Below are 21,406 nucleotides of genomic sequence, written 5' to 3'. Positions count from 1 at the left end.
GCGTCCCGCGTCCGGCCGCTACGGGCGCCGGGTCAGCGGGCCGCCTGGAAGGCCCGGCCCACCTCCGTCACGGCGGGACCGCTGCGGAACAGCCCGGACCGGTCCTTGTCACTGGCCGGCAGCCCGAACCAGGCGTACCGGCGCAGCCAGGGCAGCCCGGCCAGCATCCGGGTGGCCGCGGTGAGGAACGCCGCCTGCTCCCCCTGGGACGGGAAGACCGCCCCGCCGGAGAACCGGATCAGCGCGAACTCGGTGAGCCAGATCGGCAGGTGGTAACGGTCGTACACCGCCTGGAGGTACGACCGGAGCTGGCGTACCGCCTCGGCGGTCCGGAAATCGCCGCCGTACCAGTGCAGGGCGATGAAGTCGACCCGCAGGCTGCGGGCCTTCGCGCCGGCCATGAACCGGTCCAGCCAGCCGCCCGGGGTGGCACCCCCGAAGGCGACCGCCGGGCTGCCCAGCTGCCGGCCGGTCGCCGCCAGCTGCGGCCACAGGTCGAGGGCCTGCTCCGGCGTCATGTTCGACTGACCCGCCATGTCCGGCTCGTTGAACCCGAGCAGGTAACGCCCGGCCTGCCGCGCCTGGGCCAGGCCGGTCGGGGTGACGCTCTTCGCCCCCCAGATCATCGGCACGAACTCGGTGCCGCTCGGGGTGCTGACGCCCTGGTGACTGGTGTTCCAGGTGTAGTACCAACCGGCCCCGGACCCGTCGAGCGCCCGGTCCACCCCGGGGAACGTCCACACCCCGACGCCCTTACCGGCCGAGGAGACGACCGGCGCGGCGGCCGGCGCGGCCGTGGGTGACGCCGTGGCCCGGGTCGCGGTGGTGCGGGGGGTGGCGGCGGCCGGGGTACGCGGCGGCGCGCTCGGCGACGGCGGGGTGGCGACGGCGCCGCTCGGCGCGACGGCGGCCGTCGGAGTGGCGAACCGCCCGCCGGTCAGACGCTCGGCCGGCGCGGGCGCGGACGCCCCGCCCCCGTCGGTCAGGTGGGCCACGGCGAGCACCCCGGCCAGCAGGCAGACGGCCACCGCGGCGGAGACCGGCGCGAGCAACCGCCGCCCGCCCGCGGGGACGCCCGCCCGGCGGGTGGGCTCCGGACCCGGCCGTGGGCCCGCGGCGCCATCGGATCCGCCACCGGCGGACCCGACCGGCCGGCTGGCGGTCGACGGCGCCCCGTCCGGCATGGGGACAGCCGGCGGCGGGACCGGCTGGGCGGCGAGGTGCGGCGGGACCGGAAGCAGGGACAGCCCGACGAGCAGCCGCTCGACCGGGACGAGGTCGTCGGCGTACGCCGCGCAGACGCCGCAGTCGCGGACGTGCCGGGCCAGCCGCTTGCGCCACAGCGGCCCCGGCCGGCCGTCCCACTCCCGGGCGACGTCGGTCAGCCCCGGGCAGCCGGGCCGGGCGTGCACCGCCCGCACCACCGTGCGGGCCAGCTGGAGCTGCTCCTTCATCCGGCGTACCCGCACGGCGGCGTGCGCCGGCGACAGGTCCAGCGCGGCGGCCAGGTCGGCCCGCTGCAGCGCGCCGGTCGCCTCCAGCCACCAGAGGGCGAGCAGGGGCCGGTCGTCCGGGTCCAGCCAGCGGGTCGCCTCGGCGACCTCCCGCCGCTGGTCGGTCAGGCCGAGCCGGAGGATGGTCGCCGCGGCGAAGTCGGCACCGGGGTCGGGCAGCTCCACGGCGGCGTCCAGCCCGGCGCCCACGGTCGCCTCCGCCCGGCGGTGCTGCTCGTGGTCCCGGATCCGCCGGACGGTGATCGCCACCAGCCAGGACCGGTACGCCCCGGGCTCCCGCAGGCCGGGCAGGTGCCGAACGACCCGCAGCAGGGTCTCCTGCACCACGTCGTCGACGTCGGAATGCCCGCGCAGCGCCCGGCCGACGATGTTGTAGACCAGCGGCAGCGACTGCGCCACCAGCGCGTCGAGCGCCGCGGAGTCACCGTCGCGGGCCGCCGCGACGGTGCCCGGGTCGGGTCCACCGCGACCGTTTTCCCGCATGTCTCCCACCTTCGTGCGTCGGACGGGTCGTGCCCCTTTCTCTTACGGAGACGGGCGGCCGCCCGGCCGATAACGGAAAACCGCTCAGACCAGGCTCAGCGCGCGGACCCGCCCGTGCGGGATGTCCAGATCGTCCACCCGGAGCTCCCGGGTCACCGCCTCGGGCAGCGCCTCGACCGCGCGGATCCGGTCGGTACGGAAGCAGCGCAGCCCGTCGCGCAGCCGGCACCAGGCCACCAGGTACCAGTGCGACGGGTTGCCGAGGTAGCCCAGCGGCTCGACCTCGCGGAGCGAGTCGGCGCCGGCGCGGTCGGCGTACCGCAGGCGCAGCACGCGGCGCGCGGCGACCGCGTCGGCGACGGTGGCCGGGACGGGCGTGGCCGGCCCGTCACCGATCAGGTGCACCCGGCCGGCCAGCCGGCGCGCCTCGGCGGCGTCGGCGGCCGGCAGCACCGCGAGCAGCTTGCGCAGCGCGGTGGCGCCCGCCCCGGCGAACGGGGTGCCGCCCAGCCGGTGCAGCGCCACCGCCATCGCCACCGCCTCGGCGGCGGTGAGGTTGACCGGGGGCAGGGTGTGCGCCCGGTCGACCGCGTAGCCACCGGTGCGGCCCGGCTCGGCCCAGATCGGCACCCCGGCGGCCTGCAACGCGGCGATGTCCCGCTCGATGGTGCGGATGCTCACCTCGAACCGCCCGGCCAGCCAGCGAGCGCTGCGCGGCCGCGGCGACACCGCCCGCAACTCCTCCACCAGGGCGTAGAGACGGTCGGTGCGGTTCACCCCCGGAAGCTAAGCCCGGGGTACGACACTCAGGCGATGCAGGCGCAGACGATCAGCGCGGCGCCGAAGTGGGTGGCGGCGCTGACCCGGGCCGCCGGATGCGGCTCGTCCGAGCAGATGATCTCGCCGAGCCGTCCCGGGGTCAGCATGTCGAGCACGAAGAAGGCCAGCGCCATGATGCCCAGCCCGATCAGCCCGAAGATCACCGTCGAGGCGAGTCCCTTGCCGAAGTCGCTGTAGCTGGTCAGGATCGCGGTGAAGACGATCCCGGCGATGCCGAGCTGGTTGGCGGCGAGCAGCAACCCGGCGTTGCCGTTGCGGTGCACCCAGATCAGCTCCCGCAGCTTCCCGGGCGTGAGCAGGTCGACCAGCACGAAGCCGGCCGCCATCAGCCCCACCCCGACGATCCCGAACACGACGCTCTGCCATGCCCCGGTGAGCAGATCCTCCAGCACCGACAGCCTCCCGACCTCTACGCCCGGCGAGGGTGCCGGCGCGGTGATCGAGACGATAGCGGGACCGCGCCATCGCCGGCAGTCCCGCGGGCCCTGTCCTGCGCGCCCGTCGGGCGGATCACCGCCCGGCGCGGCGGCGCCGGCTGACCGTACGGGGCTGTGCCGGCGGGACGGGCGGGACGAGAATCGCCAGCATGGACCCAGCGGGAAGTGCGCGCAGCGCCCGGGTGGCCGCCCTCTTCGACCGGGTGGCCGGCACGTACGACAACGTCGGGGTGCCCTGGTTCACCCGATCGCCCAGGGACTGGTCCGGGAGCTCGCCCCCCGGCCCGGCGAAGGCGCCCTGGACGTGGGCTGCGGGCGGGGAGCGGTCCTCCTTCCGCTCGCCGAAGCGGTGGGGCCGACCGGGTCGGTGACCGGTGTCGACCTGGCACCCGGGATGGTGGCGGCGACCCGGGCCGAGGTGGCCCGGCGCGGACTGGCCCAGGTGGACGTACGGCTGATGGATGCCGCCGCCCCCGACCTGCCGGCCGGCGGCTACGACCTGGTGGCCTCGTCGCTGGTGCTGTTCTTCCTGCCCGACCCGGCGGCGGCGCTGCGGGCCTGGTGGGAGCTGCTGGTGCCCGGCGGTCGGCTGGGCGTCGCCACCTTCTCCGACCGGGACCCCCGCTGGGAGGAGCTGGACGAGATCTTCCGGCCGCACCTGCCGCCACAGCTGCTCGACGCCCGCACCAGCGGCACCGCCGGCCCGTTCGCCAGCGACGCCGGCGTCGAGGAGCTGCTGACGGCCACCGGCTACCAGCGGGTACGCACCGTCGGGCTCGACATCGAGGCCGTCTTCACCGACCCCGACCACTGGCACGCGTTCTCCATGTCGCACGGCCAGCGTGCCTTCTGGGACGCCGTCGCCGAGGGCGAGCGCGAGACGGTACGCCGAGCCACCACCGACTTCGTCCACGGGCTCCGCGGCGACGACGGGACGATCCGGCTGACCCAGCGGGTGCGCTACACCCTCGCCGAACGCCCCGCCTGATCGCGCCCGCCTAGAGCGACAGGTAGCGCTGCCGCTCGTACGGGGTGACCTCGCGGCGGTACTGCTCCCACTCGGCGCGCTTGTTGCGCAGGAAGAAGTCGAAGACGTGCTCGCCGAGCACCTCGGCGACCAGCTCCGAGCCGGCCATCACGTCGATCGCCTCGGCCAGGTTCTCCGGCAGCGCCTCGTAGCCCATCGCCCGACGCTCGGCGCTGGTCAGCGACCAGACGTCGTCCTCGGCGCCCGGGGGCAGCTCGTAGCCCTCCTCGATGCCCTTGAGGCCGGCGCCCAGCATCACCGCGAAGGCCAGGTACGGGTTGGCCGCCGAGTCCAGCGAGCGGACCTCCACCCGGGCCGAGTTCGGCTTGCCGTACGCCGGCACCCGGACCAGCGCGGAACGGTTCAGGTGACCCCAGCAGACGTACGCCGGGCTCTCGGTGATCCGGTCCGGCAGCGCCAGCGGGAAGAGCCGCTTGTACGAGTTGACCCACTGGTTGGTGACCGCGGTGTATTCCCGGGCGTGCATCAGCAGGCCGGCGATGAAGGACTTCGCCACCTTGGAGAGCTTCATCGGGTCGCCGGCGTCGTGGAACGCGTTGCGCTCCCCCTCGAACAGCGACAGGTGGGTGTGCATGCCGCTGCCGGGCTGGTCGGTGAAGGGCTTCGGCATGAAGCTGGCCTGCACCCCGGTGGAGAGCGCCACCTCCTTCACCACGTGCCGGAAGGTCATGATGTTGTCGGCGGTGGTCAGCGCGTCGGCGTAGCGCAGGTCGATCTCCTGCTGGCCGGGGGCGACCTCGTGGTGGCTGAACTCCACCGAGATGCCGATCCGCTCCAACGCCAGCACCGCCTGCCGGCGGAAGTCCCGCGCGACGGCGTGGGTGGTGTGCTCGAAGTAGCCGCCGGTGTCCACCGGGGTCGGCACCGAGCCGTCCTGCGCTCCGTTCTCCAGCAGGAAGAACTCGATCTCCGGGTGGGTGTAGAAGGTGAAGCCCTTCTCGGCCGCCCGGGACAGCATCCGGCGCAGCACGTGCCGCGGGTCCGCCCAGGACGGGCCGCCGTCGGGGAGCAGGATGTCGCAGAACATCCGGGCGCTCTCGCCGCTGACCCCGCCCTCGAACGGGAAGACCTGGAAGGTGGTCGGGTCGGGCATGGCGACCATGTCGGACTCGAAGACCCGGGCGAAGCCCTCGATCGCCGAGCCGTCGAAACCGATGCCCTCCTCGAAGGCCGCCTCCAGCTCCGCGGGGGCCACCGAGACGCTCTTGAGCGTGCCGAGCACGTCGGTGAACCACAGCCGGACGAACCGGATGTCCCGCTCTTCCAGCGTACGGAGGACGAACTCCTGCTGACGGTCCACTTCCCCAACCCCTCGCGACACTCTTGTCCGCCTTCGACCGGGCTCTGCCCGACCTGACCGCCCAGTCTCCCCGGGCCTCGTTACGCCGACGTTACGCGACCCGCCGCCCGCCGTCCCGCCGTGTCCCGCCCCATCGACCGGCGGCCGCCGGTCCCGCGCGGCGGAGGGTGTCCGCCGTCTCCCCCGAGGTGCCGGATCGCCGTGCGGGCGCTGGGGCAAGATGAGGACATGCCCACCCTGCGTCTCGCTCTCTGCCAGGTCAATCCGACGGTCGGCGACCTCGCCGGCAACGCCGAGCTGGTCCGCTCCTGGACCCGGCGCGCCGCCGACGCCGGCGCCCAGCTCGTCGCCTTCCCGGAGATGATGCTGACCGGGTACCCGGTCGAGGACCTGGTCTTCCGCCGCTCCTTCGTCGCCGCCTCGAAGGCCGCCCTGGAACGGCTCGCCGCCGACCTGGCCGCCGACGGCCTCGGTGACCTGCCGGTCGTGGTCGGCTACCTGGACGCCGACGGCCCGCCGCAGGTCAGCGGGGACGCCGAGCCGGGCCGGGGGGCCCGCAACGCGGCCGCTCTGCTGCACCGGGGCGGGATCGTCGCCACCTACTTCAAGCACCACCTGCCCAACTACGGCGTCTTCGACGAGGACCGCTACTTCGTGCCCGGCGACACCCTCACCGTGGTGCGGGTCGGCGGGGTGGACGTCGCGCTGACCATCTGCGAGGACCTGTGGCAGGCCGGCGGCCCGTTCGCGGTGGCCCGGCAGGCCGGCGTCGGGCTGGTGGTCAACATCAACGGCTCGCCGTACGAGCTGAACAAGGACGACATCCGGCTGCCGCTGGTCCGCCGCCGGGCCGCCGAGGCGGGCGCCCCGATCGCGTACGTCAACATGATCGGCGGCCAGGACGAGCTGGTCTTCGAGGGCGACTCGATGATCGTGGCGGCGGACGGCACGCTGCTCGCCCGGGCGCCCCAGTTCGTCGAGCACCTGATGGTGCACGACGTGGAGCTGGCCGGGGCGGCGGCGGACGCCGGTGAGGCCGGCGAGCTGGCGGACGGGATGCGGCTGGTCCGTCGTACCGTCGACGCCGTTCCGGCGGCCCCCACGGGCCCGGCGGCCGACGGCGGCGTGCTGGAGCCGGTCGCCGACGAGGCGGAGGTCTGGCACGCGCTGGTGCTGGGCCTGCGCGACTACGTCAACAAGAACCGCTTCCCCTCGGTGGTGCTGGGCCTCTCCGGCGGCATCGACTCGGCGGTGGTGGCCGCGATCGCCGTGGACGCGCTCGGGCCGGAGCGGGTGGTCGGGGTGTCGCTGCCCAGCCAGCACTCGTCGGAGCACTCCCGGGCCGACGCGGAGGACCTGGCCAAGCGGACCGGGCTGGACTACCGGATCGAGCCGATCCAGCCCATGGTGGACACCTTCCTGGCCAACATGTCGCTCTCCGGGGTGGCGGTGGAGAACCTCCAGGCCCGGGTACGCGGCGTGATCCTGATGGCGCTGTCGAACCAGGAGGGCCACCTGGTCCTCACCACCGGCAACAAGAGCGAGCTGGCGGTCGGCTACTCCACCCTCTACGGCGACTCGGTCGGCGGCTTCAACCCGGTCAAGGACGTCTGGAAGACGCTGATCTGGCGGCTGGCGAAGTGGCGCAACGCGGACGCCGAGCGGCGCGGCACGACCGCCCCGATCCCGGAGAGCTCGATCGGCAAGCCGCCGTCGGCGGAGCTGAGCCCGGGCCAGCTGGACAGCGACAGCCTCCCCGACTACGACGTGCTCGACCCGATCCTGATCGGGTACGTCGACGGCGACCTGGGCCGCGACGGGCTCGTCGAGTCCGGTCACGACCCGGCGGTGGTCGACAGGGTGCTCCGCATGGTGGACACCGCCGAGTACAAGCGCCGGCAGTCCGCCCCGGGCGCGAAGATCTCCATGAAGGCGTTCGGCCGGGACCGCAGGCTGCCGATCACCAACCGCTGGCGGGAGCACGGCTGACCTCCTTCCGCCGCGCCGGGCCAGGCGGGGCGGAGTGAAATCCTGCACTCCGCCCTGCCGTCGCCGGGTCGAGCGGTGCGACGATCGCGGTGCAACCCGGGGACCGCGAAGGCGGCCTCGAGGAAGGAGACAGTGATGGTGGAGTCCACTCCGGCCGAGGTGACCGCCCTCTACGGCGGCCCGGTCACCCGGCGGGTCCGTACCCGCGACCTGATCGCCGCCAAGGAGCGTGGCGACCGCTGGTCGATGCTCACCTCGTACGACCAGTACACCGCCGCGATCTTCGACCAGGCGGGGATCCCGGTGCTGCTGGTCGGCGACTCGGCGGCGAACAACGTCTTCGGCTACGAGACCACCCTCCCGGTGACCGCCGAGGAGCTGCTGCCGCTGGTCCGGGCCGTGGTCCGGGCGACCCGGCACTCGCTGATCGTCGGCGACCTGCCCTTCGGCTCGTACGAGGAGGGCCCGACGCAGGCGCTGCGCACGGCGGTGCGGTTCATGAAGGAGGGCGGCTGCCACGCCGTCAAGCTGGAGGGTGGCCGGCGCTGCGCCGACCAGATCGCCGCGATCGTCGGCGCCGGCATCCCGGTGATGGCGCACATCGGCTTCACCCCGCAGAGCGAGCACACCCTGGGCGGGTACCGGGTGCAGGGCCGGGGCGACACCGCCGACGAGGTGCTCGCCGACGCCCGGGCGGTGACCGAGGCGGGCGCCTTCGCGGTGGTGCTGGAGATGGTGCCGGGCGAGGTGGCCAAGCGGATCACCGCCGAGCTGCCGATCCCGACCGTGGGCATCGGCGCCGGGCCGGACACCGACGCGCAGGTGCTGGTCTGGCAGGACATGGCCGGCCTGCGCACCGGCAAGGCACCGCGCTTCGTGAAGCGCTACGCCGACGTGGCCGGCGCGCTCACCGAGGCGACCCGCCGGTTCGCCGACGAGGTCCGCGCCGGCGAGTTCCCCGCCGCCGAACACACCTTCTGAGGTACGCCGTCCCGGCGGTGCGGCCAGCCGTCGCACCGCCGGGACACTCTTCGGAAGCACTGGACGGCCGGCACACCCACCACGACCGCCGAGCCGGTCAGACCACGCAGAACTCGTTGCCCTCGGGGTCGGCCAGCTGGAACGAGTAGTAGCCGTTCTCCGGATCGTCCATCGACCCCAGAATCCGCGCGCCGAGCGCGGTCAGCCGGGCGACCTCGGCGTCGACCGTGATCCGGCGCTGCGCCACCGGCACCGCCCGGCCGCCACCGACCTTGAGGTCGATGTGCAGCCGGTTCTTGATCGACTTGACCTCCGGGACGGGCTGGAACCAGATCCGCGGGCCCGCCCCGGTCGGGTCCTCCAACCGGTCCACGCAGTCGCCCTCCAGCTCGTCGGCCGGGACGCCGACGGACAGATACCAGTCCCGCCAGGTCGGGTGCCCGTCCGGCGGCGGTTGCGGCCGATAGCGCAGCGCCTCCGCCCAGAACGCCACGAGGCGCGACGGATCCCGACAGTCGATCACCAGTTGCCATTCCATCCGGCCATGATGCGCCCGGCATGCGACACCCGTCGGACGACCCGACCTCAGAGGTCGGTGACGCGGATCCCGGCGTGCGCCTTGTAGCGCTTGTTGATGGCGATCAGGTTGGCGGTGAACGCCTCGATCTGGTGGGCGTTGCGCAGTCGGCCGGCGTAGATGCCGCGCATGCCGGGGATCCGGGCGGCCAGCGCGCCGACGATGTCGACCAGTTCGCGGTCCTCGGTGCAGATCAGCACGTCGAGGTCGATCCGGTCGACCTCCGGGTCGGCCAGCAGCGGCGCGCTGACGTGGTTGAACGCCGCGCAGACCCGGGAGTCGGGGAGCAGCCCGGCGGCCTGCTGCACGGCGCTGCCCTCGGGCACGGTCAGCGCGTACGGGCCCTGCTTGTCGAAGCCGAGCGGGTTGACGCAGTCCACCACGATCTTGCCGGCGAGCGGCCCGGCCAGGGCGGCGACGGTGGCGGCGTGGCCGTCCCACGGCACGGCGATGACGACGACGTCGCTGCGCCGGGCCACCTCGTCGTTGTCGGCGCCGGTGAGGTCGACGCCGGCCGGCATCCCGGGCAGCGCGGCGATCTCGGCGGCGGCCTCCGCGGCGCGCTCGGCGGAACGGGAACCGATCAGCACGGTCTGCCCGGCACGGGCGAACCGGTAGGCGAGGCCCCGCCCCTGGTCGCCGGTGCCGCCGATGATGCCGACGGTCAGCCCGGACACGTCGGGCAGCGTGGTCGCGTCGTAAGCCATGCCGTCATCCTCGCAAACGAGGCCGGGCGGCAGCAGCGCGAGGCGCTGTGACAATCCCCGCTGCCCGGCTCAGGCCAGCGCGAAGAGGACGGTGCGGGTGACCGGGTCGGCGGTGACCAGGCGAACCCGGACCCGCTCGCCGAGCGGCAGCTCACCGGTGCAGCGGGCGCGTACCGGCGGGGCGTCCAGCGCCACCGTGCCGCCGAGCGGGCGGCTCGGTTTCGACTGCCCGTTCGGCGGGGCGTCGACGTCCAGCACGGCCGCCTCGAAGGTCTCCCCCACCCGGTGTTCCAGCAGCACTGCCTCGGCCAGCTCGACCGCGCCCCGGGTGGCGGCGCCGGCCGTCCGGTCGGTGGTGGCCATCACCTCGGGCAGCTTCGGCAGCGCCTCCCGCGCCCAGTCGGGCACCGGCCGCCCCTCGTGCAGGGCCAGGCACACCTCGGTGGCGTACCGGTCGGCCAGCCGGCGCAGCGGCGCGGTGACATGGGCGTACGCGGCCGCCACCCCGCCGTGCTCGGGTTGCTCCGGCAGTTCGCCGTCGAACGCCGTGTACGCCGCCCCGCGCATCAGCTCGGCCGCCTGGTCGATGAAGGCGGCGGCCCGGGGTTGGGAGGCGTCCAGCCGGACCAGGATCTCGCCGACGCCCGTTCCGTCCGGCCAGTCCACGCCCAGCGGGGCGGCCGCCGCGTGCAGCCGGGCCACCGCCTCCGGCTTCGGCCGGGGCATGGTCCGCAGCAGGCCGATCCGGCCGGCCAGCATGATGTCGGCGGCGGCCATCCCGGTCAGCAGGGAGATCTGGGCGTTGTGGTCCTCCATCGGGCTGGGGCCGCGCAGCACCAGTCGCCAGCCGTCGCCGTCGGGTTCGACGTCCTGCTCCGGCAGCGGCAGGTTGATCGCGCCACGGCGCAGCCCGCGGGCGGTGAGCAGGGCGCCGATCTCGGGCAGCAGGGCGATCGGCTCGGGCAGCCGCCCGGCGTCCGCGTCGGCCTGGACGCCGACGTAGTCCAGCTTGGCGCGGCTGCGCACCCGGGCGCGTTCCAGGGCGACGGCGACGGTGGCGCCGTCGCCGTCGAGGTCGATGGTCCAGACCACGGCCGCCCGGTCGACGTCGGGCAGCAGGCTGGCCGCGCCCTCGCTGAGACTGTGCGGGTGCAGCGGCACGTTGCCGTCGGGCAGGTAGACGGTCTGGCCGCGCCGCCAGGTCTCCTCCTCCAGCGGGCCGCCGGGGCGGACGTGCGCGGCGACGTCGGCGATGGCGTACCGGACCCGGTAGCCGCCGGCCCGGCGGCTCAGGTGCATCGCCTGGTCGAGGTCGCGCGAGCTGGCCGGGTCGACCGTGACGAACGGGACGTCGGTCCGGTCGGCCCGCTCAGGCAGCGGCGCGGCGGCCGCCTCGTCCGCCTCGCGCTGCGCCGGGGGCGGGAAGGCCGCGGGCAGTCCCAGCTCGCGGCGCAGCGCGCCGAAGTCGATGCGGGGCGCCAGTACGCGTCGGATGACCACGAGGTCAATCTTGGCAGTGGCGCGGGTGATCCGCTCTCCGGCGAAGCGGTAACGGTCGGCGTACGGTCAGCCGGTGGCCTTCCGGGCCCGGGACCGGGCGCTGGCCGGCGCCGCGGCCCGGGCGGCGGCGGTCCGGGTCGTGGCCTTGCGGGCGGTCACCTTCTTGGCGGTGGTCTTCTTCGCGGGCGCCTTCTTCGCGGCCGCCTTGCGGGTGGCGGTCGAGGAGCTGACGGTGGCCTTCTTCGCCGGTGCCTTCTTGGCGGTGGTCTTCGAGGCCGGGGCCTTCTTCGCGGTGATCTTCTTCGCCGGGGCCTTCTTCGCCGCGGTGGTCTTCTTCGCCGCGGCCGTGGTCTTCGCCGCGGCCGTGGTCCTCTTCGCCGCGCCGGTGCTCTTCCGGACCGGGGCGGTGGCCTTCGTACCCGTGGAGGTGACCTTGCGAGCGCCGGTGGCCGCCCTGGTGGCGGTGGTCTTCTTCGCCGCCGCGGTGGTCTTCTTCGCGGTCGCGGTGGTCTTCTTCGCCGCTGCCGTGCCCTTCGCCGCGGTCTTGCGGGCCGGCGCCTTCTTGGCGGTGATCTTCGCGGCGGTGGCCCTCTTCGCCGTGGTCTTCGCGGCGGGTGCCTTCTTCGCGGTGGTCTTCGAGGCGGGGGCCTTCTTCGCGGTGGTCTTCGCCGCCGCCGTGGTCTTCCTCGCGGCCGTCTTCTTCGCGACGGTGGCCGCGCTCGCCGGGGACCGGCCGGAGCCGGCGCCCGCCGCGCTGGGAGCGGCCTTGTCGGCGGCCACCGTGGCGGTGGTGGACCGGCGTGCCGCGGTGTTCCGGGTCGCGCCGGCGCCGCGCGCCGCCGCGGCGGTCTTCCTGGCGGCCGGGCGGGTGGTGGCCTGACGTGCTTCGGCCATCTCGGTTCCCTCCTTGGGGACATGCTCCCGCGCCCCTCCTCACGGAGGTGCGGAGTTCCTCGGCACGGGCCGTCCCGCGCCGTTTGTCAGCCCTCCCCGGCCCAACGGGCGTCCTCGGCCTCCCACGCTTCGTTGCGCTCCCGCACCTGCTGGAGGGCGTTCTCCGCGTCGGCGGCCGAGTCGTACGGTCCGAGAACGTGCTTCGCAGGGCACACGTCGGCATCGGTCTCGACCCGGTGGTGTCGCGTGCACCAGTAGTAGTGCCCACCACTTCCGCTGTCGTTCATGAGATCACTGTGCACCGCGAGCAGTCCGGCCGCCACCGGAACCGCCAAAAGTCGCCGATGACATCCACAGTAGACGTGCCGACGGGGGCGGGGAGCGGAACCGCGGAATCCGTCGCGGCCGGTCACGGGGCGCCCGGGAGGGCGGACGGGGCAGCCGGGAGGGCGGTCGGTGGCGGAGAATCCTGCGGTGCGTTTCGGGGGAGGAACAACGGTCCGGGTACGACGTGGGTTGGTCGTCGTGGCGGTGGTCGCGATCGTGGCGGTGGTCGGAGTGGTGGTGGCGGTGCCGCTGCTGCGGGACCACTCGCAGCGGCGACTGGAGCGGCGCGCCGACCGCGAGGTGACCGCGACGGCGCAGCGCGCGCGGGGTGAGCTGCTCGCCGACCCGACGGCGTCGCGGGAGCGGCTGCGCCGGGCCGCGACCGAGGTCGACGGCGTGGAGGTGCTCGCCGTCGAGAGTGACGTGCCGGGTCGCGACGGGGTCCGGCTGGTCTTCCGGGTACGCGTGGCGAAGACCGCGGCGACGGTCTTCGGCTGGCAGCGGGCCACCGCCGCGGGGTGCTTCGCGCAGGTGGTGGGCCCGGCGCCCGGGCCGGCGACGCTGGAGCGGCTGCCCTGCCCGGCGTGACGGGGCCACCGGCGCCGCGGCCGGCTGGCTAGAGTCGCCGGATGCCCGTACCTGACTACATCCGGCGGATGCGCGCGCACGTCGGCACCGAACTGCTCTGGCTGCCGAGCGTCAGCGCGGTGGTCCGGAACCCCGCCGGTGAGCTGCTGCTCGGGCAGCGCGCCGACGACGGTCGCTGGTCGGTGGTCAGCGGTTTCGTGGAGCCCGGCGAGCAGCCGGCGACCGCGGTGGTGCGCGAGGTCGAGGAGGAGACCGGCCTGCGGGTGGAGCCGGTACGGCTGGCCAGCGTCGTCTCGCACCCGCACACCTATCCCAACGGCGACCGGTGCGAGTACCTCAACCTGGGCTTCGAGTGCCGACTGCTCGGCGGCACGGCCCGGGTCAACGACGACGAGTCGGTGGCGGTGCGGTGGTTCCCGCTGGACGACCTGCCCCCGCTGGACTCGCACGCCCGGCTGGTCATCACCCGGGCGCTCGCCCGGGAGGAGGCGGCCTGGTACCTGCCGGCCGGCACGTCCTGGGACGACCTGACCGTGGCCGGCTGACGGCCCTCCGCGCGAGGCGGCTCAGCCCCCGCTTCTCCCCCGGCTCACGCCGGTACGCCGGCCGGCGCCGCGACGGCGACCGGCTCGCTGCGCGCCGTCCGGATCGCCCAGGTCAACGCGTACGGGGTGCAGGCGAGGTAGAAGTACGGCTCGGTGAGCACCAGGTCGGTGATGAGGAACCGTTCCCAGCTCGTCGGCCGGGGCAGCCCGAACGACGAGTCCGTCCAGCAGGCGAACAGCCAGAGCGGGGCGGAGACCCGGTCCACGGCGTCGTGCGGCTCGCCGGCCTGCGCCACCGGGTCGACGGCCGGGATGTTGGCGACCACGGTGAGGATGACCGCGACGTCCGCCGCCGCGAACGCGCCGAGCACGCCGACCGTCCAGGCCAGCCGGGTCCGCCCGGCCCGCGCCAGCCGGGCCGCGGCCCAGAGCGTGAGGGTCAGCCCGACCAGCCAGACCAGCACCCCGGGCAGGGTCCGGGCCAGCTTCTCCGGATTGTCGTTGACGCCCGACTCCACCAGCAGCGCGGTGACCGCGACCGGCAGCGCGACGCCGAGCGCGGTGGCCGGCGGGCCGACCCGGACCCCGCGCCGGGCCGCCCAGGCGACGAGGAGCGCCAGCAGCACGCCCAGCCCGGCGGTCAGCGCCGACCAGAGCGGTAGCTGCACCGCGTCGGCCCAGCCGGCGACCCCGAGCAGCGCGGCGTACGCCCGGTTCATCGCGGTCAGGGCGACGAGCACGACCGCGACGCAGAGGACCGGGGCGAGCAGCAGGGCCGCGGCGGTCCGCCGGAGCTGACGGTGCAGGACCGTCCGGTCCACCAGCGGGGTGGCTGCCCGGCTGCTGGCCAGGCTGGCGGCGAAGCGCAGCATCCGGGCCCGCTGCCCGCTCCGCGCGAGCACGTGCAGCTCGGCGGCCCACTCGCGGTGCAGCTCGGTGCGGAGGTCGGCGGGCCAGCGGCGGGCCGCCGCACGGAGCAGCGCCTCGGCGACGCGTCGGGTCACCATGTACGTGCCTGCTGCCGATTCCGGACGGCCGGGCCGGTCGCCAGGTCGGCGCCCCTCGTGCGGTGCGGCCCGGCCGGGCGGCTCACCATGCGGGCGCCCCGGCCGCGCCGCCGAAGGACGGGGCGGCCTCCGGGGTGAGCGACCTTTCAGCCTTCCCGGCACGCCCGATCGACCAGTTCGCCCGGTCATCCATTCGGCGGAATGAGCGCCGGAGAAATTGACCGGTAGACGACTGAGAGACGTCGGTCACCACACCCGGCAGGAAAGCGCAAAGAGCGCGTTGAGCAGGGCTTTCACCTGCCGCAGTTCGGCGGACAAAAGCTCGGGAAGGCCAGCGCCGACGAGGCGGCGATCTGCTGTCAAGTAGCCGTCCGCCAATTCGCTTTCTTCACCGCGTCGCCGTGTCGCTCACTGTAGGCACCCATTTGATGAAACGGAGTCCACCGTGTCCACCACCCATGAGACCGGGCAGGCGATCGTCCTCGGCGGCAGCATCGGCGGCCTGCTCGCCGCCCGGGTCCTGAGCGAGTCGTACGCGAAGGTCGTCGTCTTCGACCGTGACGAGCTGCCGACGGAGGCCGCCGACCGCAAGGGTGTGCCGCAGAGCGGGCACTCGCACGGCCTGCTCGCCCGGGGCCGACAGGTCCTCGAGGAACTCTTCCCCGGCCTGACCGCCGACCTGACCGCCCAGGGCGCCCTCGCCATCGACATCCAGCGGGACTGCCTCTGGGTCAACGACGGCCACCGGATCCCCCGGGTCGCCTCCGGCCTGCAGGGACTCTGCGTCAGCCGGCGAGCCCTGGAGGGATACGTGCGGGACCGGGTCCGCGCGCTGCCGAACGTCGAGATCCACGACGGCTGCGAGGCGTTGGGGCTGCTCGCCGACGCCGACGGTGGCACGGTCACCGGCGCGCGGATCCTGCCCCGGGGCGGCACCGAGGAACACCACGACGCCGAGCTGGTCGTGGATGCGACCGGCCGCGGCAACCGTGGCCCCACCTGGCTCGCCGAACTCGGCTACCAGCCGCCCGCCGAGGAGCGGGTCGACCCCCACACGGTGTACGTCTCCCGCGACTACCGCCGTACCCCCGGCGAGGCCGACTTTGCCGCGTTCGTCAGCAGCCCGTCGCCGGCCACCCCGTACGGCGGGGTCGCCATCGCGGCCGAGGGCGATCGCTGGATGGTCACGCTGCTCGGCGTGGGCCCGGGCCAGGCCCCACCGGTCGACCCGGACGGCTACCTCGCCTTCGCCGGCCGGCTGCCCGCCCCGGAGCTGCACGCGCTGCTGAGCCGGGCGGAGCCGCTCGGCCCGCCGAAGCGGATGCGGCTGCCCACCAGCGTGCGCCGCCGGTACGAGCACCTGAGCCGACTGCCGGAGGGCTTCATCGCCGTCGCCGACGCGGTGTGCAGCTTCAACCCGGCCTACGGGCAGGGCATGACGGTGGCCGCGGTGGAGGCGATGGTGCTGCGCGACTGCCTCCGGCAGGGCCGGCAGGAGCTGCCGCGCCGCTTCTTCGCCGGAGCGGCCAAGGTGGTGGACGTCCCGTGGGACATGGCGGTCGGCGCCGACCTGCGCCACCCGGCGGTGGTCGGGCCGCGCAGCCGCCGGACCCGCTTCCTCAACGGCTACGTCACCCGGCTGCACGTCGCCGCCGCGCGGCACGCCGTCGTCGGACGGCGTTTCCTCAGCGTCGCCAACCTGATGACTCCGCCACCGGGGCTCTTCGCGCCGGGCATCGTCGCCCGGGTGCTCTGGTCCGGTCGGCGTGCCGTCCCGCCGGTCGTACGTACCGAGCCGGAGATGCAGGCCGAGGAGCTGTCGGTCCACTGAGCGGGGGCTGCGGTCAGGCGGAAGGGGGGCCGCCTGACCGGCGCGGAGGACGGCGGGACGTCCGGGCGGCAGACCGAAAAGGCTTTCCTCGACGGTAATGAACGTATCAGCGTCGACCCCTGACCGGTATCGGGCAGCGAGCCGATGCCGCCCCGGTGCCGGCGTTGGCATCATCGGCGGGCCGTCCACGGGGGAAGGACAACACCGCCATGTCCGTACACGCCACGCAGGAAGAACAGCCTGACACCCGCCCGGACGGGCGGTCCTGGACGGTGCGGCGCGGGCTGCTGCCCGAGTCCCGGCCGCAGCGCGTCCTCGCGCTCGCCACGTTCGTCAACATGGTCGGCAACGGCCTCTTCATGGTCAGCTCGGCGCTGTTCTTCACCCGCTCGGTCGGGCTCTCCGTCACCCAGGTTGGCCTGGGGATGGGCGTCGCCGCCGTGGTCGGCCTGCTCGCCGGGGTGCCGGTCGGCCACGTCGCCGACCGGCGCGGACCACGCGAGGTCTACCTGCTGACGCTCTGCGCGCAGGCGGTCATGATGGCGGCCCTGGTGTTCGTCCACTCCTTCGGGCTCTTCGTCGCGGCGCTCTGCCTGGGGGAACTCGCCCGCGCCGCCGGGGCCGCGGCCCGCGGACCGCTGGTCCGGCAGGTCGGCGGGAACCAGCTCGCGCGGTACCGGTCGTACCTGCGCTCGGTGGGCAACCTCGCCGGCAGCGGCGCGGCGGTCGCCGCCGGCTTCGCCGTGCAGCTGGACAGCCGACCGGCGTACCTCGCCCTGGTCCTCGGCAACGCGGTCAGCTTCCTCGCCTGCGCCGCCGTCATCACCGCGCTGCCGTCCCTGCCGCCCCTGCCCGTGCCGTCGGAGACCGGCCGGTGGAGTGCGCTGCGGGACTGCGGATACCTCGCCGTCACCGCGCTCGACGGGGTGCTGTCCATCCACCACCAGGTGCTGCTCTTCGCGCTGCCGCTGTGGATCGTCGGCAACACCGACGCGCCCCGCTGGCTCGTCGGCGGGGCCGCGCTGGTCAACACCGCGCTGGTCGTGCTGCTCCAGGTCCGGGCCAGCCGCGGGGTCGACGACACCGCCACCGCCGCCCGGGTGATCCGCCGCTCGGGCGTGGCGTTCCTGGTCGGCATGGCGGCGATGGCCGCGGCGGCCGGACTCCCCGGCCGCCTCGCCGCCGCGCTCGTCGTGGCCGGCATCTGCGTACACACCGTCGGCGAGCTGTGGCACACCGCCGGCTCCCTGGAACTGCGGTTCGCGCTGGCGCCCGCCCACGCGCAGGGGCAGTACTCCGGGCTCTTCGGCTTCGGCTCCGGGCTGGCCGGCGTGGCGGCGCCGTCGGTGCTCGCGCTCTGCTGCCTCACCTGGGGCGCGCCCGGGTGGCTGCTGCTCGGCGGGGTGTTCGTCGCGGTGGGACTGGTGATGCCGGCCGTGGTGCGGGCGGCGGAACGGCGCCGGCCGTACGCGCCCTGACCGCCGTAGCCGGGCAGGCGGCGCTGGTCACCACAGGTCGTCGAGGAATGCGACCTGTCTGCGGAGGACTCGCGCGTCCCGGGGCGGCAACGCGGCAGCGGCGACGTCCAGGATCCAGCGGACCTCGGGCGGGTTCGGGCAACACTGCATCACCCCGCAGCCGGAGGTCGGATCCCAGAGTCGGTGCCAGGGGTCCCGGACGAACCAGGACCAGGCCTCCAACGCGTCGGAGACGGCATGGCCGCCCAGGCGGGAACGTTCGAGGTACGCGACGGCCCGCAGTCCCTGCCGGGAGAGCCCCGGAACGCGGGAGGTGGTCCGGTCGAGGGGTCGGCGGTGCAGAAGGTCGGCGCGGAGCTGCGCGGGACGCCTACGCGGCATGGCCCTTTCGGCAGATCGACATGTGGACCATCGTCGCACGCGCGACGTGGGACGGCCCGGCCGGCGCAGTCAGCGCGGCAGCCGGCGACGCCGGTGGGAGAGATCGCTGTGGTGGTGCCCGCCGGGGTGGCTGTCCGGGTCGGTGTGCACGGTGGCGCTGGTCAACCGGGGTACGGCGTGGGTGAGCTGATGCTCGGCGTCGGCGGCGATCTCGTGCGCGGCGACGAGGCTGAGCTCGGCGTCCACCACGAGATCCGCTTCGGCGTGCAGCCGGTGACCGATCCACCGCAGTCGGACCGCCGCCACGTCGCGGACGCCGTCGACAGCCCGCAGCGCGGCCTCGGCCTGGTCGACGACGGCGGGGTCGACGGCGTCCATGAGCCGTCGGTAGACCTCGCGGGCGGCGTCCTTGAGCACGAGGGCGATGGCGACGGCGATGACCAGGCCGACGACGGGGTCGGCCCACCGCCAGCCGAGCGCGGCCCCGCCGGCGGCGGCGACCACGGCGAGCGAGGTGTAGCCGTCGGTACGCGCGTGCAGGCCGTCGGCGATCAGGGCGGCGGAGCCGATCCGGCGGCCGACGCGAATGCGGTAGCGGGCGACCAGCTCGTTGCCGACGAACCCGATGATCCCGGCGGCGGCGACCCAGGACAGGTGGCTGATCTCGGCGGGATGGAGCAGGCGGGCGACCGCGGTCCAGCCGGCGGCGACCGCGGACGCGGCGATGACCGCGACGATGACGATGCCGGCGAGGTCCTCGGCGCGCTCGAAGCCGTAGGTGTAGGCGCGGGTGGCGGCCCGCCGGCCGAGGAGGAAGGCGATCCCGAGGGGTACGGCGGTGAGGGCGTCGGCGACGTTGTGCAGGGTGTCGCCGAGCAGAGCGACCGAGCCGGAGAACACCACGACGACGGCCTGGGCGACGGCGGTGAGGCCCAGGCCGACCAGCGAGATCCACAGCGCGCGCAGCCCGTCCCGGGACGACTCCAGCGCGGGGTCGATCTTCGCCCGGGAGTCGTGCGAGTGCGGGACGAAGGCGTGTCCCAGCCGATGCCGCCACCCGGTCACCCGACGGTTGTGGTTGTGGTTGTGCTCGTGGTGCGGCTCGCCATGGCGGTGGTCGTGATCCTGCACCGGTTCCCCCTGCCTCTGGCGGCACGGTAGGTCCGCGCCGCCGACCACCGGCGATAATATGTGCTCATGTACGCACGCGACAACGTTGCAGGTGCCAATGACCTGCAACAACGCCTCCCCGGCGAGGAGGGGGTGGAGGCGGCGACCGAGATGCTGCGGATGCTCGCGGACGGCACCCGGCTGCGGCTGATGTGGCTGCTCAGCGAGGGCGAGCACGACGTGACGGCGCTGGTGGCGGCGGTCGGGATGGCGCGACCGGCGGTGTCACAACACCTCGGCAAGCTCCGGCTGGCCGGGCTGGTGAGCGTACGACGCGACGGCCGCCGGGCTCTCTACCGGGCCAGGGGCGGGCACGTACGCCGGCTGGTGACCGAGGTGCTGCACGCCGCCGCCCACCAGGTCAGCGGCACACCGGAGCATGACTGAGTACGAGAGCCGGCTGCCGGCCTGTCACGTCACGCCCTCGCCGTCCTCGTCTTCTGGGGAGTCTTCCTGCTCGACCCGGAGGACCCGGCCGACGGTGCCGCAGCCGCGGTAGGCGTTGCCCGTGCGACCCGCCGATCTCCCTATTTTGACGAGGCGAGCGCTGGCGGCAGGTCCAGCAGCGCCCCGAGCTGACGGAACGCCTCCGGCCTGACCCGGTACCACACCCACGTGCCCCGACGCTCGGAGTCGACAAGACCGGCCTCTCGCAGCACCTTCAGGTGGTGCGAGATGGTCGGCCCGGACAGGTCGAACGCCGGGGTCAGATCGCACACGCACATCTCGGACACCGAGGCGATCATCGACATCAGCCGCAGCCGGACCGGGTCACCGAGGGCCTTGAACATCGGCGCGACCACCGCCGCCTGGTCGACATCCAGCGGACGTACTGCCAGCGGAGAGCAACACGCCACCGCTTGAAGATCCACCACAGGAAGAGGCTGTTTCGACATTCCTCTAGGTTGACAGATGTAAAAACAGGGTGCAACAGTGGGGCTGCTTCGAAAACCATCTAGGCAAGGCATGCCGACCAACCTGCTCGTCCGCTGACCTCACCCAACAGGAGGAATCCCATGTCCCGTGTCCAGCTCGCCCTGCGCGTGTCCGACCTCGAAGGCTCCGTCGCCTTCTACTCCAAGCTGTTCAACACCGAGCCGGCCAAGCGTCGCCCCGGCTACGCCAACTTCGCCATCGAGAACCCGCCGCTGAAGCTCGTCCTGCTCGAAGGCGAGCCCGAGCAGCCCACCGTGATGGACCACCTGGGCGTCGAGGTGTTCAGCACCGACGAGGTCAACGCTGCCACCCAGCGACTCACCGACGCCGGCCTGATCACCCTGGAAGAGAACAGCACCGAGTGCTGCTACGCCCTCCAGGACAAGGTCTGGGTGCGCGGTCCTGGCAACGAGCCCTGGGAGGTCTACACCGTCAAGGCCGACTCGGACCAGCTTCAGAAGGCGACCGAGAGCGCCTGCTGCACCCCGGCGGCCGAGCAGGAGCCGGTCTCCAGTGGTGACGCGTCAAGCTGCTGCTGACCATTGCGGTGTGCGCGCTGGCCGCAGCCTGGCGGCCGGCGCGCACACCCACAACCAGCAACACCCGAAGAAACAGCAGGTCAGCCACCACGTGGGGGCGGCTGACCTGGTGGGCGACGGACGAGTCGACCTGTTCAGATCCGGTCACCCTCGGGAACAGGTTGTCGATGGCCTGTCGGTCCGTTCCTCGCTCGACGGCATGAGGTGCGTGTAGACGCGGAGGGTGGTTGCTCAGTGGACCCGGTTACAGTCGGCGACACCTGACCGGCTGGGACGACTCACATGCCGAGATCAGTACGGCCGATCTTGATGTGCCAGCCTGCCGCTAGCATCG

General features: G+C 73.8%; 24 protein-coding genes. 11 read left to right on the top strand and 13 right to left on the bottom strand.

Translation table 11 applies throughout. From position 1 onward, the window contains the following. Nucleotides 1-32: 32 nt before the first annotated feature. The 3 genes from V6U81_RS07625 to V6U81_RS07615 all read right to left on the bottom strand — a co-directional run bounded on the left by V6U81_RS07625 (nucleotide 33) and on the right by V6U81_RS07615 (nucleotide 3,229). Nucleotides 33-1,997, bottom strand: a complete 1,965-nt coding sequence (locus tag V6U81_RS07625) for a sigma-70 family RNA polymerase sigma factor (protein WP_334485882.1) — start codon at nucleotides 1,995-1,997, stop codon at nucleotides 33-35. Nucleotides 1,998-2,081: 84 nt separating this feature from the next. After that, the gene (locus V6U81_RS07620) at nucleotides 2,082-2,774 is read right to left on the bottom strand and encodes a helix-turn-helix transcriptional regulator (protein ID WP_334485880.1); all 693 of its coding nucleotides are present in this window, start codon (nucleotides 2,772-2,774) and stop codon (nucleotides 2,082-2,084) included. 29 nt (nucleotides 2,775-2,803) lie between these two features. Further along, the gene (locus V6U81_RS07615; protein WP_334485878.1) at nucleotides 2,804-3,229 is read right to left on the bottom strand and encodes a DUF350 domain-containing protein; all 426 of its coding nucleotides are present in this window, start codon (nucleotides 3,227-3,229) and stop codon (nucleotides 2,804-2,806) included. Nucleotides 3,230-3,423: 194 nt separating this feature from the next. On the opposite strand from V6U81_RS07615, the gene V6U81_RS07610 reads away from it, so the two are divergent. Together V6U81_RS07610 and V6U81_RS07605 are read left to right on the top strand one after the other, a co-directional pair. After that, entirely contained in the window at nucleotides 3,424-3,645 is a 222-nt protein-coding gene (locus V6U81_RS07610; RefSeq protein WP_334485953.1) for a hypothetical protein, read from the top strand. Continuing rightward, on the top strand, nucleotides 3,579-4,262 hold the full coding sequence (locus V6U81_RS07605) for a class I SAM-dependent methyltransferase (RefSeq protein WP_334485876.1): 684 nt from the start codon (nucleotides 3,579-3,581) through the stop codon (nucleotides 4,260-4,262). The genes V6U81_RS07610 and V6U81_RS07605 overlap by 67 nt, the downstream gene beginning before the upstream one ends. Before the next feature lie 10 nt (nucleotides 4,263-4,272). On the opposite strand, the gene glnA is transcribed toward V6U81_RS07605, so the two are convergent. Continuing rightward, complete coding sequence (gene glnA / locus V6U81_RS07600) at nucleotides 4,273-5,622, bottom strand: type I glutamate--ammonia ligase (protein WP_334485874.1); 1,350 nt, start codon at nucleotides 5,620-5,622, stop codon at nucleotides 4,273-4,275. Nucleotides 5,623-5,850: 228 nt separating this feature from the next. Between glnA and V6U81_RS07595 the strand changes: the two genes are divergently transcribed. Further along, nucleotides 5,851-7,611, top strand: coding sequence for an NAD+ synthase (locus V6U81_RS07595; RefSeq protein ID WP_334485872.1), 1,761 nt, complete (start codon nucleotides 5,851-5,853; stop codon nucleotides 7,609-7,611). A 135-nt stretch (nucleotides 7,612-7,746) separates the two neighbouring features. After that, complete coding sequence (panB, locus tag V6U81_RS07590; protein WP_334485870.1) at nucleotides 7,747-8,592, top strand: 3-methyl-2-oxobutanoate hydroxymethyltransferase; 846 nt, start codon at nucleotides 7,747-7,749, stop codon at nucleotides 8,590-8,592. A 97-nt stretch (nucleotides 8,593-8,689) separates the two neighbouring features. On the opposite strand, the gene V6U81_RS07585 is transcribed toward panB, so the two are convergent. The 3 genes from V6U81_RS07585 to V6U81_RS07575 all read right to left on the bottom strand — a co-directional run bounded on the left by V6U81_RS07585 (nucleotide 8,690) and on the right by V6U81_RS07575 (nucleotide 11,376). Then, nucleotides 8,690-9,130 carry a VOC family protein gene (locus V6U81_RS07585; protein ID WP_334485868.1) on the bottom strand — a complete coding sequence of 147 codons (441 nt, stop codon included), beginning with the start codon at nucleotides 9,128-9,130 and terminating at the stop codon, nucleotides 8,690-8,692. 47 nt (nucleotides 9,131-9,177) lie between these two features. Then, complete coding sequence (npdG, locus tag V6U81_RS07580; protein ID WP_334485866.1) at nucleotides 9,178-9,876, bottom strand: NADPH-dependent F420 reductase; 699 nt, start codon at nucleotides 9,874-9,876, stop codon at nucleotides 9,178-9,180. Between the two features lie 69 nt (nucleotides 9,877-9,945). Further along, on the bottom strand, nucleotides 9,946-11,376 hold the full coding sequence (locus V6U81_RS07575; protein WP_334485864.1) for an RNB domain-containing ribonuclease: 1,431 nt from the start codon (nucleotides 11,374-11,376) through the stop codon (nucleotides 9,946-9,948). A gap of 73 nt (nucleotides 11,377-11,449) precedes the next feature. Here V6U81_RS07575 and V6U81_RS07570 point away from each other — a divergent pair, with 73 nt between their 5' ends. Then, on the top strand, nucleotides 11,450-12,256 hold the full coding sequence (locus V6U81_RS07570) for a hypothetical protein (RefSeq protein ID WP_334485862.1): 807 nt from the start codon (nucleotides 11,450-11,452) through the stop codon (nucleotides 12,254-12,256). A 100-nt stretch (nucleotides 12,257-12,356) separates the two neighbouring features. Here the strand turns inward: V6U81_RS07570 and V6U81_RS07565 are convergent, their stop codons facing one another. Next, nucleotides 12,357-12,557 carry a hypothetical protein gene (locus V6U81_RS07565; protein ID WP_334485860.1) on the bottom strand — a complete coding sequence of 67 codons (201 nt, stop codon included), beginning with the start codon at nucleotides 12,555-12,557 and terminating at the stop codon, nucleotides 12,357-12,359. Between the two features lie 187 nt (nucleotides 12,558-12,744). On the opposite strand from V6U81_RS07565, the gene V6U81_RS07560 reads away from it, so the two are divergent. Next, nucleotides 12,745-13,185, top strand: a complete 441-nt coding sequence (locus tag V6U81_RS07560; RefSeq protein ID WP_334485858.1) for a hypothetical protein — start codon at nucleotides 12,745-12,747, stop codon at nucleotides 13,183-13,185. Nucleotides 13,186-13,226: 41 nt separating this feature from the next. Continuing rightward, a complete protein-coding gene (locus tag V6U81_RS07555) occupies nucleotides 13,227-13,730 on the top strand; it encodes an NUDIX hydrolase (RefSeq protein WP_334485856.1) in 504 nt (167 codons plus the stop codon). A 44-nt stretch (nucleotides 13,731-13,774) separates the two neighbouring features. Here V6U81_RS07555 and V6U81_RS07550 read toward each other — a convergent pair whose 3' ends face one another. Both V6U81_RS07550 and V6U81_RS07545 read right to left on the bottom strand, forming a co-directional pair. Further along, entirely contained in the window at nucleotides 13,775-14,737 is a 963-nt protein-coding gene (locus V6U81_RS07550) for a hypothetical protein (RefSeq protein WP_334485854.1), read from the bottom strand. A 246-nt stretch (nucleotides 14,738-14,983) separates the two neighbouring features. Further along, entirely contained in the window at nucleotides 14,984-15,115 is a 132-nt protein-coding gene (locus V6U81_RS07545) for a hypothetical protein (protein ID WP_334485852.1), read from the bottom strand. A 67-nt stretch (nucleotides 15,116-15,182) separates the two neighbouring features. On the opposite strand from V6U81_RS07545, the gene V6U81_RS07540 reads away from it, so the two are divergent. Both V6U81_RS07540 and V6U81_RS07535 read left to right on the top strand, forming a co-directional pair. After that, nucleotides 15,183-16,568 carry a squalene monooxygenase gene (locus V6U81_RS07540; protein WP_334485850.1) on the top strand — a complete coding sequence of 462 codons (1,386 nt, stop codon included), beginning with the start codon at nucleotides 15,183-15,185 and terminating at the stop codon, nucleotides 16,566-16,568. Nucleotides 16,569-16,777: 209 nt separating this feature from the next. After that, on the top strand, nucleotides 16,778-18,046 hold the full coding sequence (locus V6U81_RS07535; protein ID WP_334485848.1) for an MFS transporter: 1,269 nt from the start codon (nucleotides 16,778-16,780) through the stop codon (nucleotides 18,044-18,046). A gap of 27 nt (nucleotides 18,047-18,073) precedes the next feature. Here V6U81_RS07535 and V6U81_RS07530 read toward each other — a convergent pair whose 3' ends face one another. Continuing rightward, nucleotides 18,074-18,427, bottom strand: coding sequence for a hypothetical protein (locus V6U81_RS07530; RefSeq protein WP_334485846.1), 354 nt, complete (start codon nucleotides 18,425-18,427; stop codon nucleotides 18,074-18,076). A 69-nt stretch (nucleotides 18,428-18,496) separates the two neighbouring features. Next, on the bottom strand, nucleotides 18,497-19,558 hold the full coding sequence (locus V6U81_RS07525) for a cation diffusion facilitator family transporter (RefSeq protein ID WP_334485844.1): 1,062 nt from the start codon (nucleotides 19,556-19,558) through the stop codon (nucleotides 18,497-18,499). A gap of 66 nt (nucleotides 19,559-19,624) precedes the next feature. On the opposite strand from V6U81_RS07525, the gene V6U81_RS07520 reads away from it, so the two are divergent. Next, nucleotides 19,625-19,984 (top strand): ArsR/SmtB family transcription factor, encoded by a 360-nt coding sequence (locus V6U81_RS07520; RefSeq protein ID WP_334485842.1) that lies wholly within the window; start codon nucleotides 19,625-19,627, stop codon nucleotides 19,982-19,984. 140 nt (nucleotides 19,985-20,124) lie between these two features. Here the strand turns inward: V6U81_RS07520 and V6U81_RS07515 are convergent, their stop codons facing one another. Next, a complete protein-coding gene (locus V6U81_RS07515) occupies nucleotides 20,125-20,493 on the bottom strand; it encodes an ArsR/SmtB family transcription factor (protein ID WP_334485841.1) in 369 nt (122 codons plus the stop codon). A 120-nt stretch (nucleotides 20,494-20,613) separates the two neighbouring features. On the opposite strand from V6U81_RS07515, the gene V6U81_RS07510 reads away from it, so the two are divergent. Continuing rightward, nucleotides 20,614-21,072, top strand: a complete 459-nt coding sequence (locus V6U81_RS07510; RefSeq protein WP_334485839.1) for an ArsI/CadI family heavy metal resistance metalloenzyme — start codon at nucleotides 20,614-20,616, stop codon at nucleotides 21,070-21,072. The last annotated feature ends 334 nt before the right edge of the window (nucleotides 21,073-21,406 follow it).

Origin of the sequence: Micromonospora lacuserhaii, assembly GCF_036902735.1 — a bacterium.
GTDB lineage: Bacteria > Actinomycetota > Actinomycetes > Mycobacteriales > Micromonosporaceae > Micromonospora.
The sequence above is the reverse complement of the archived record's forward strand: the minus strand, read 5'-3'. Positions and strand labels throughout refer to the sequence as shown.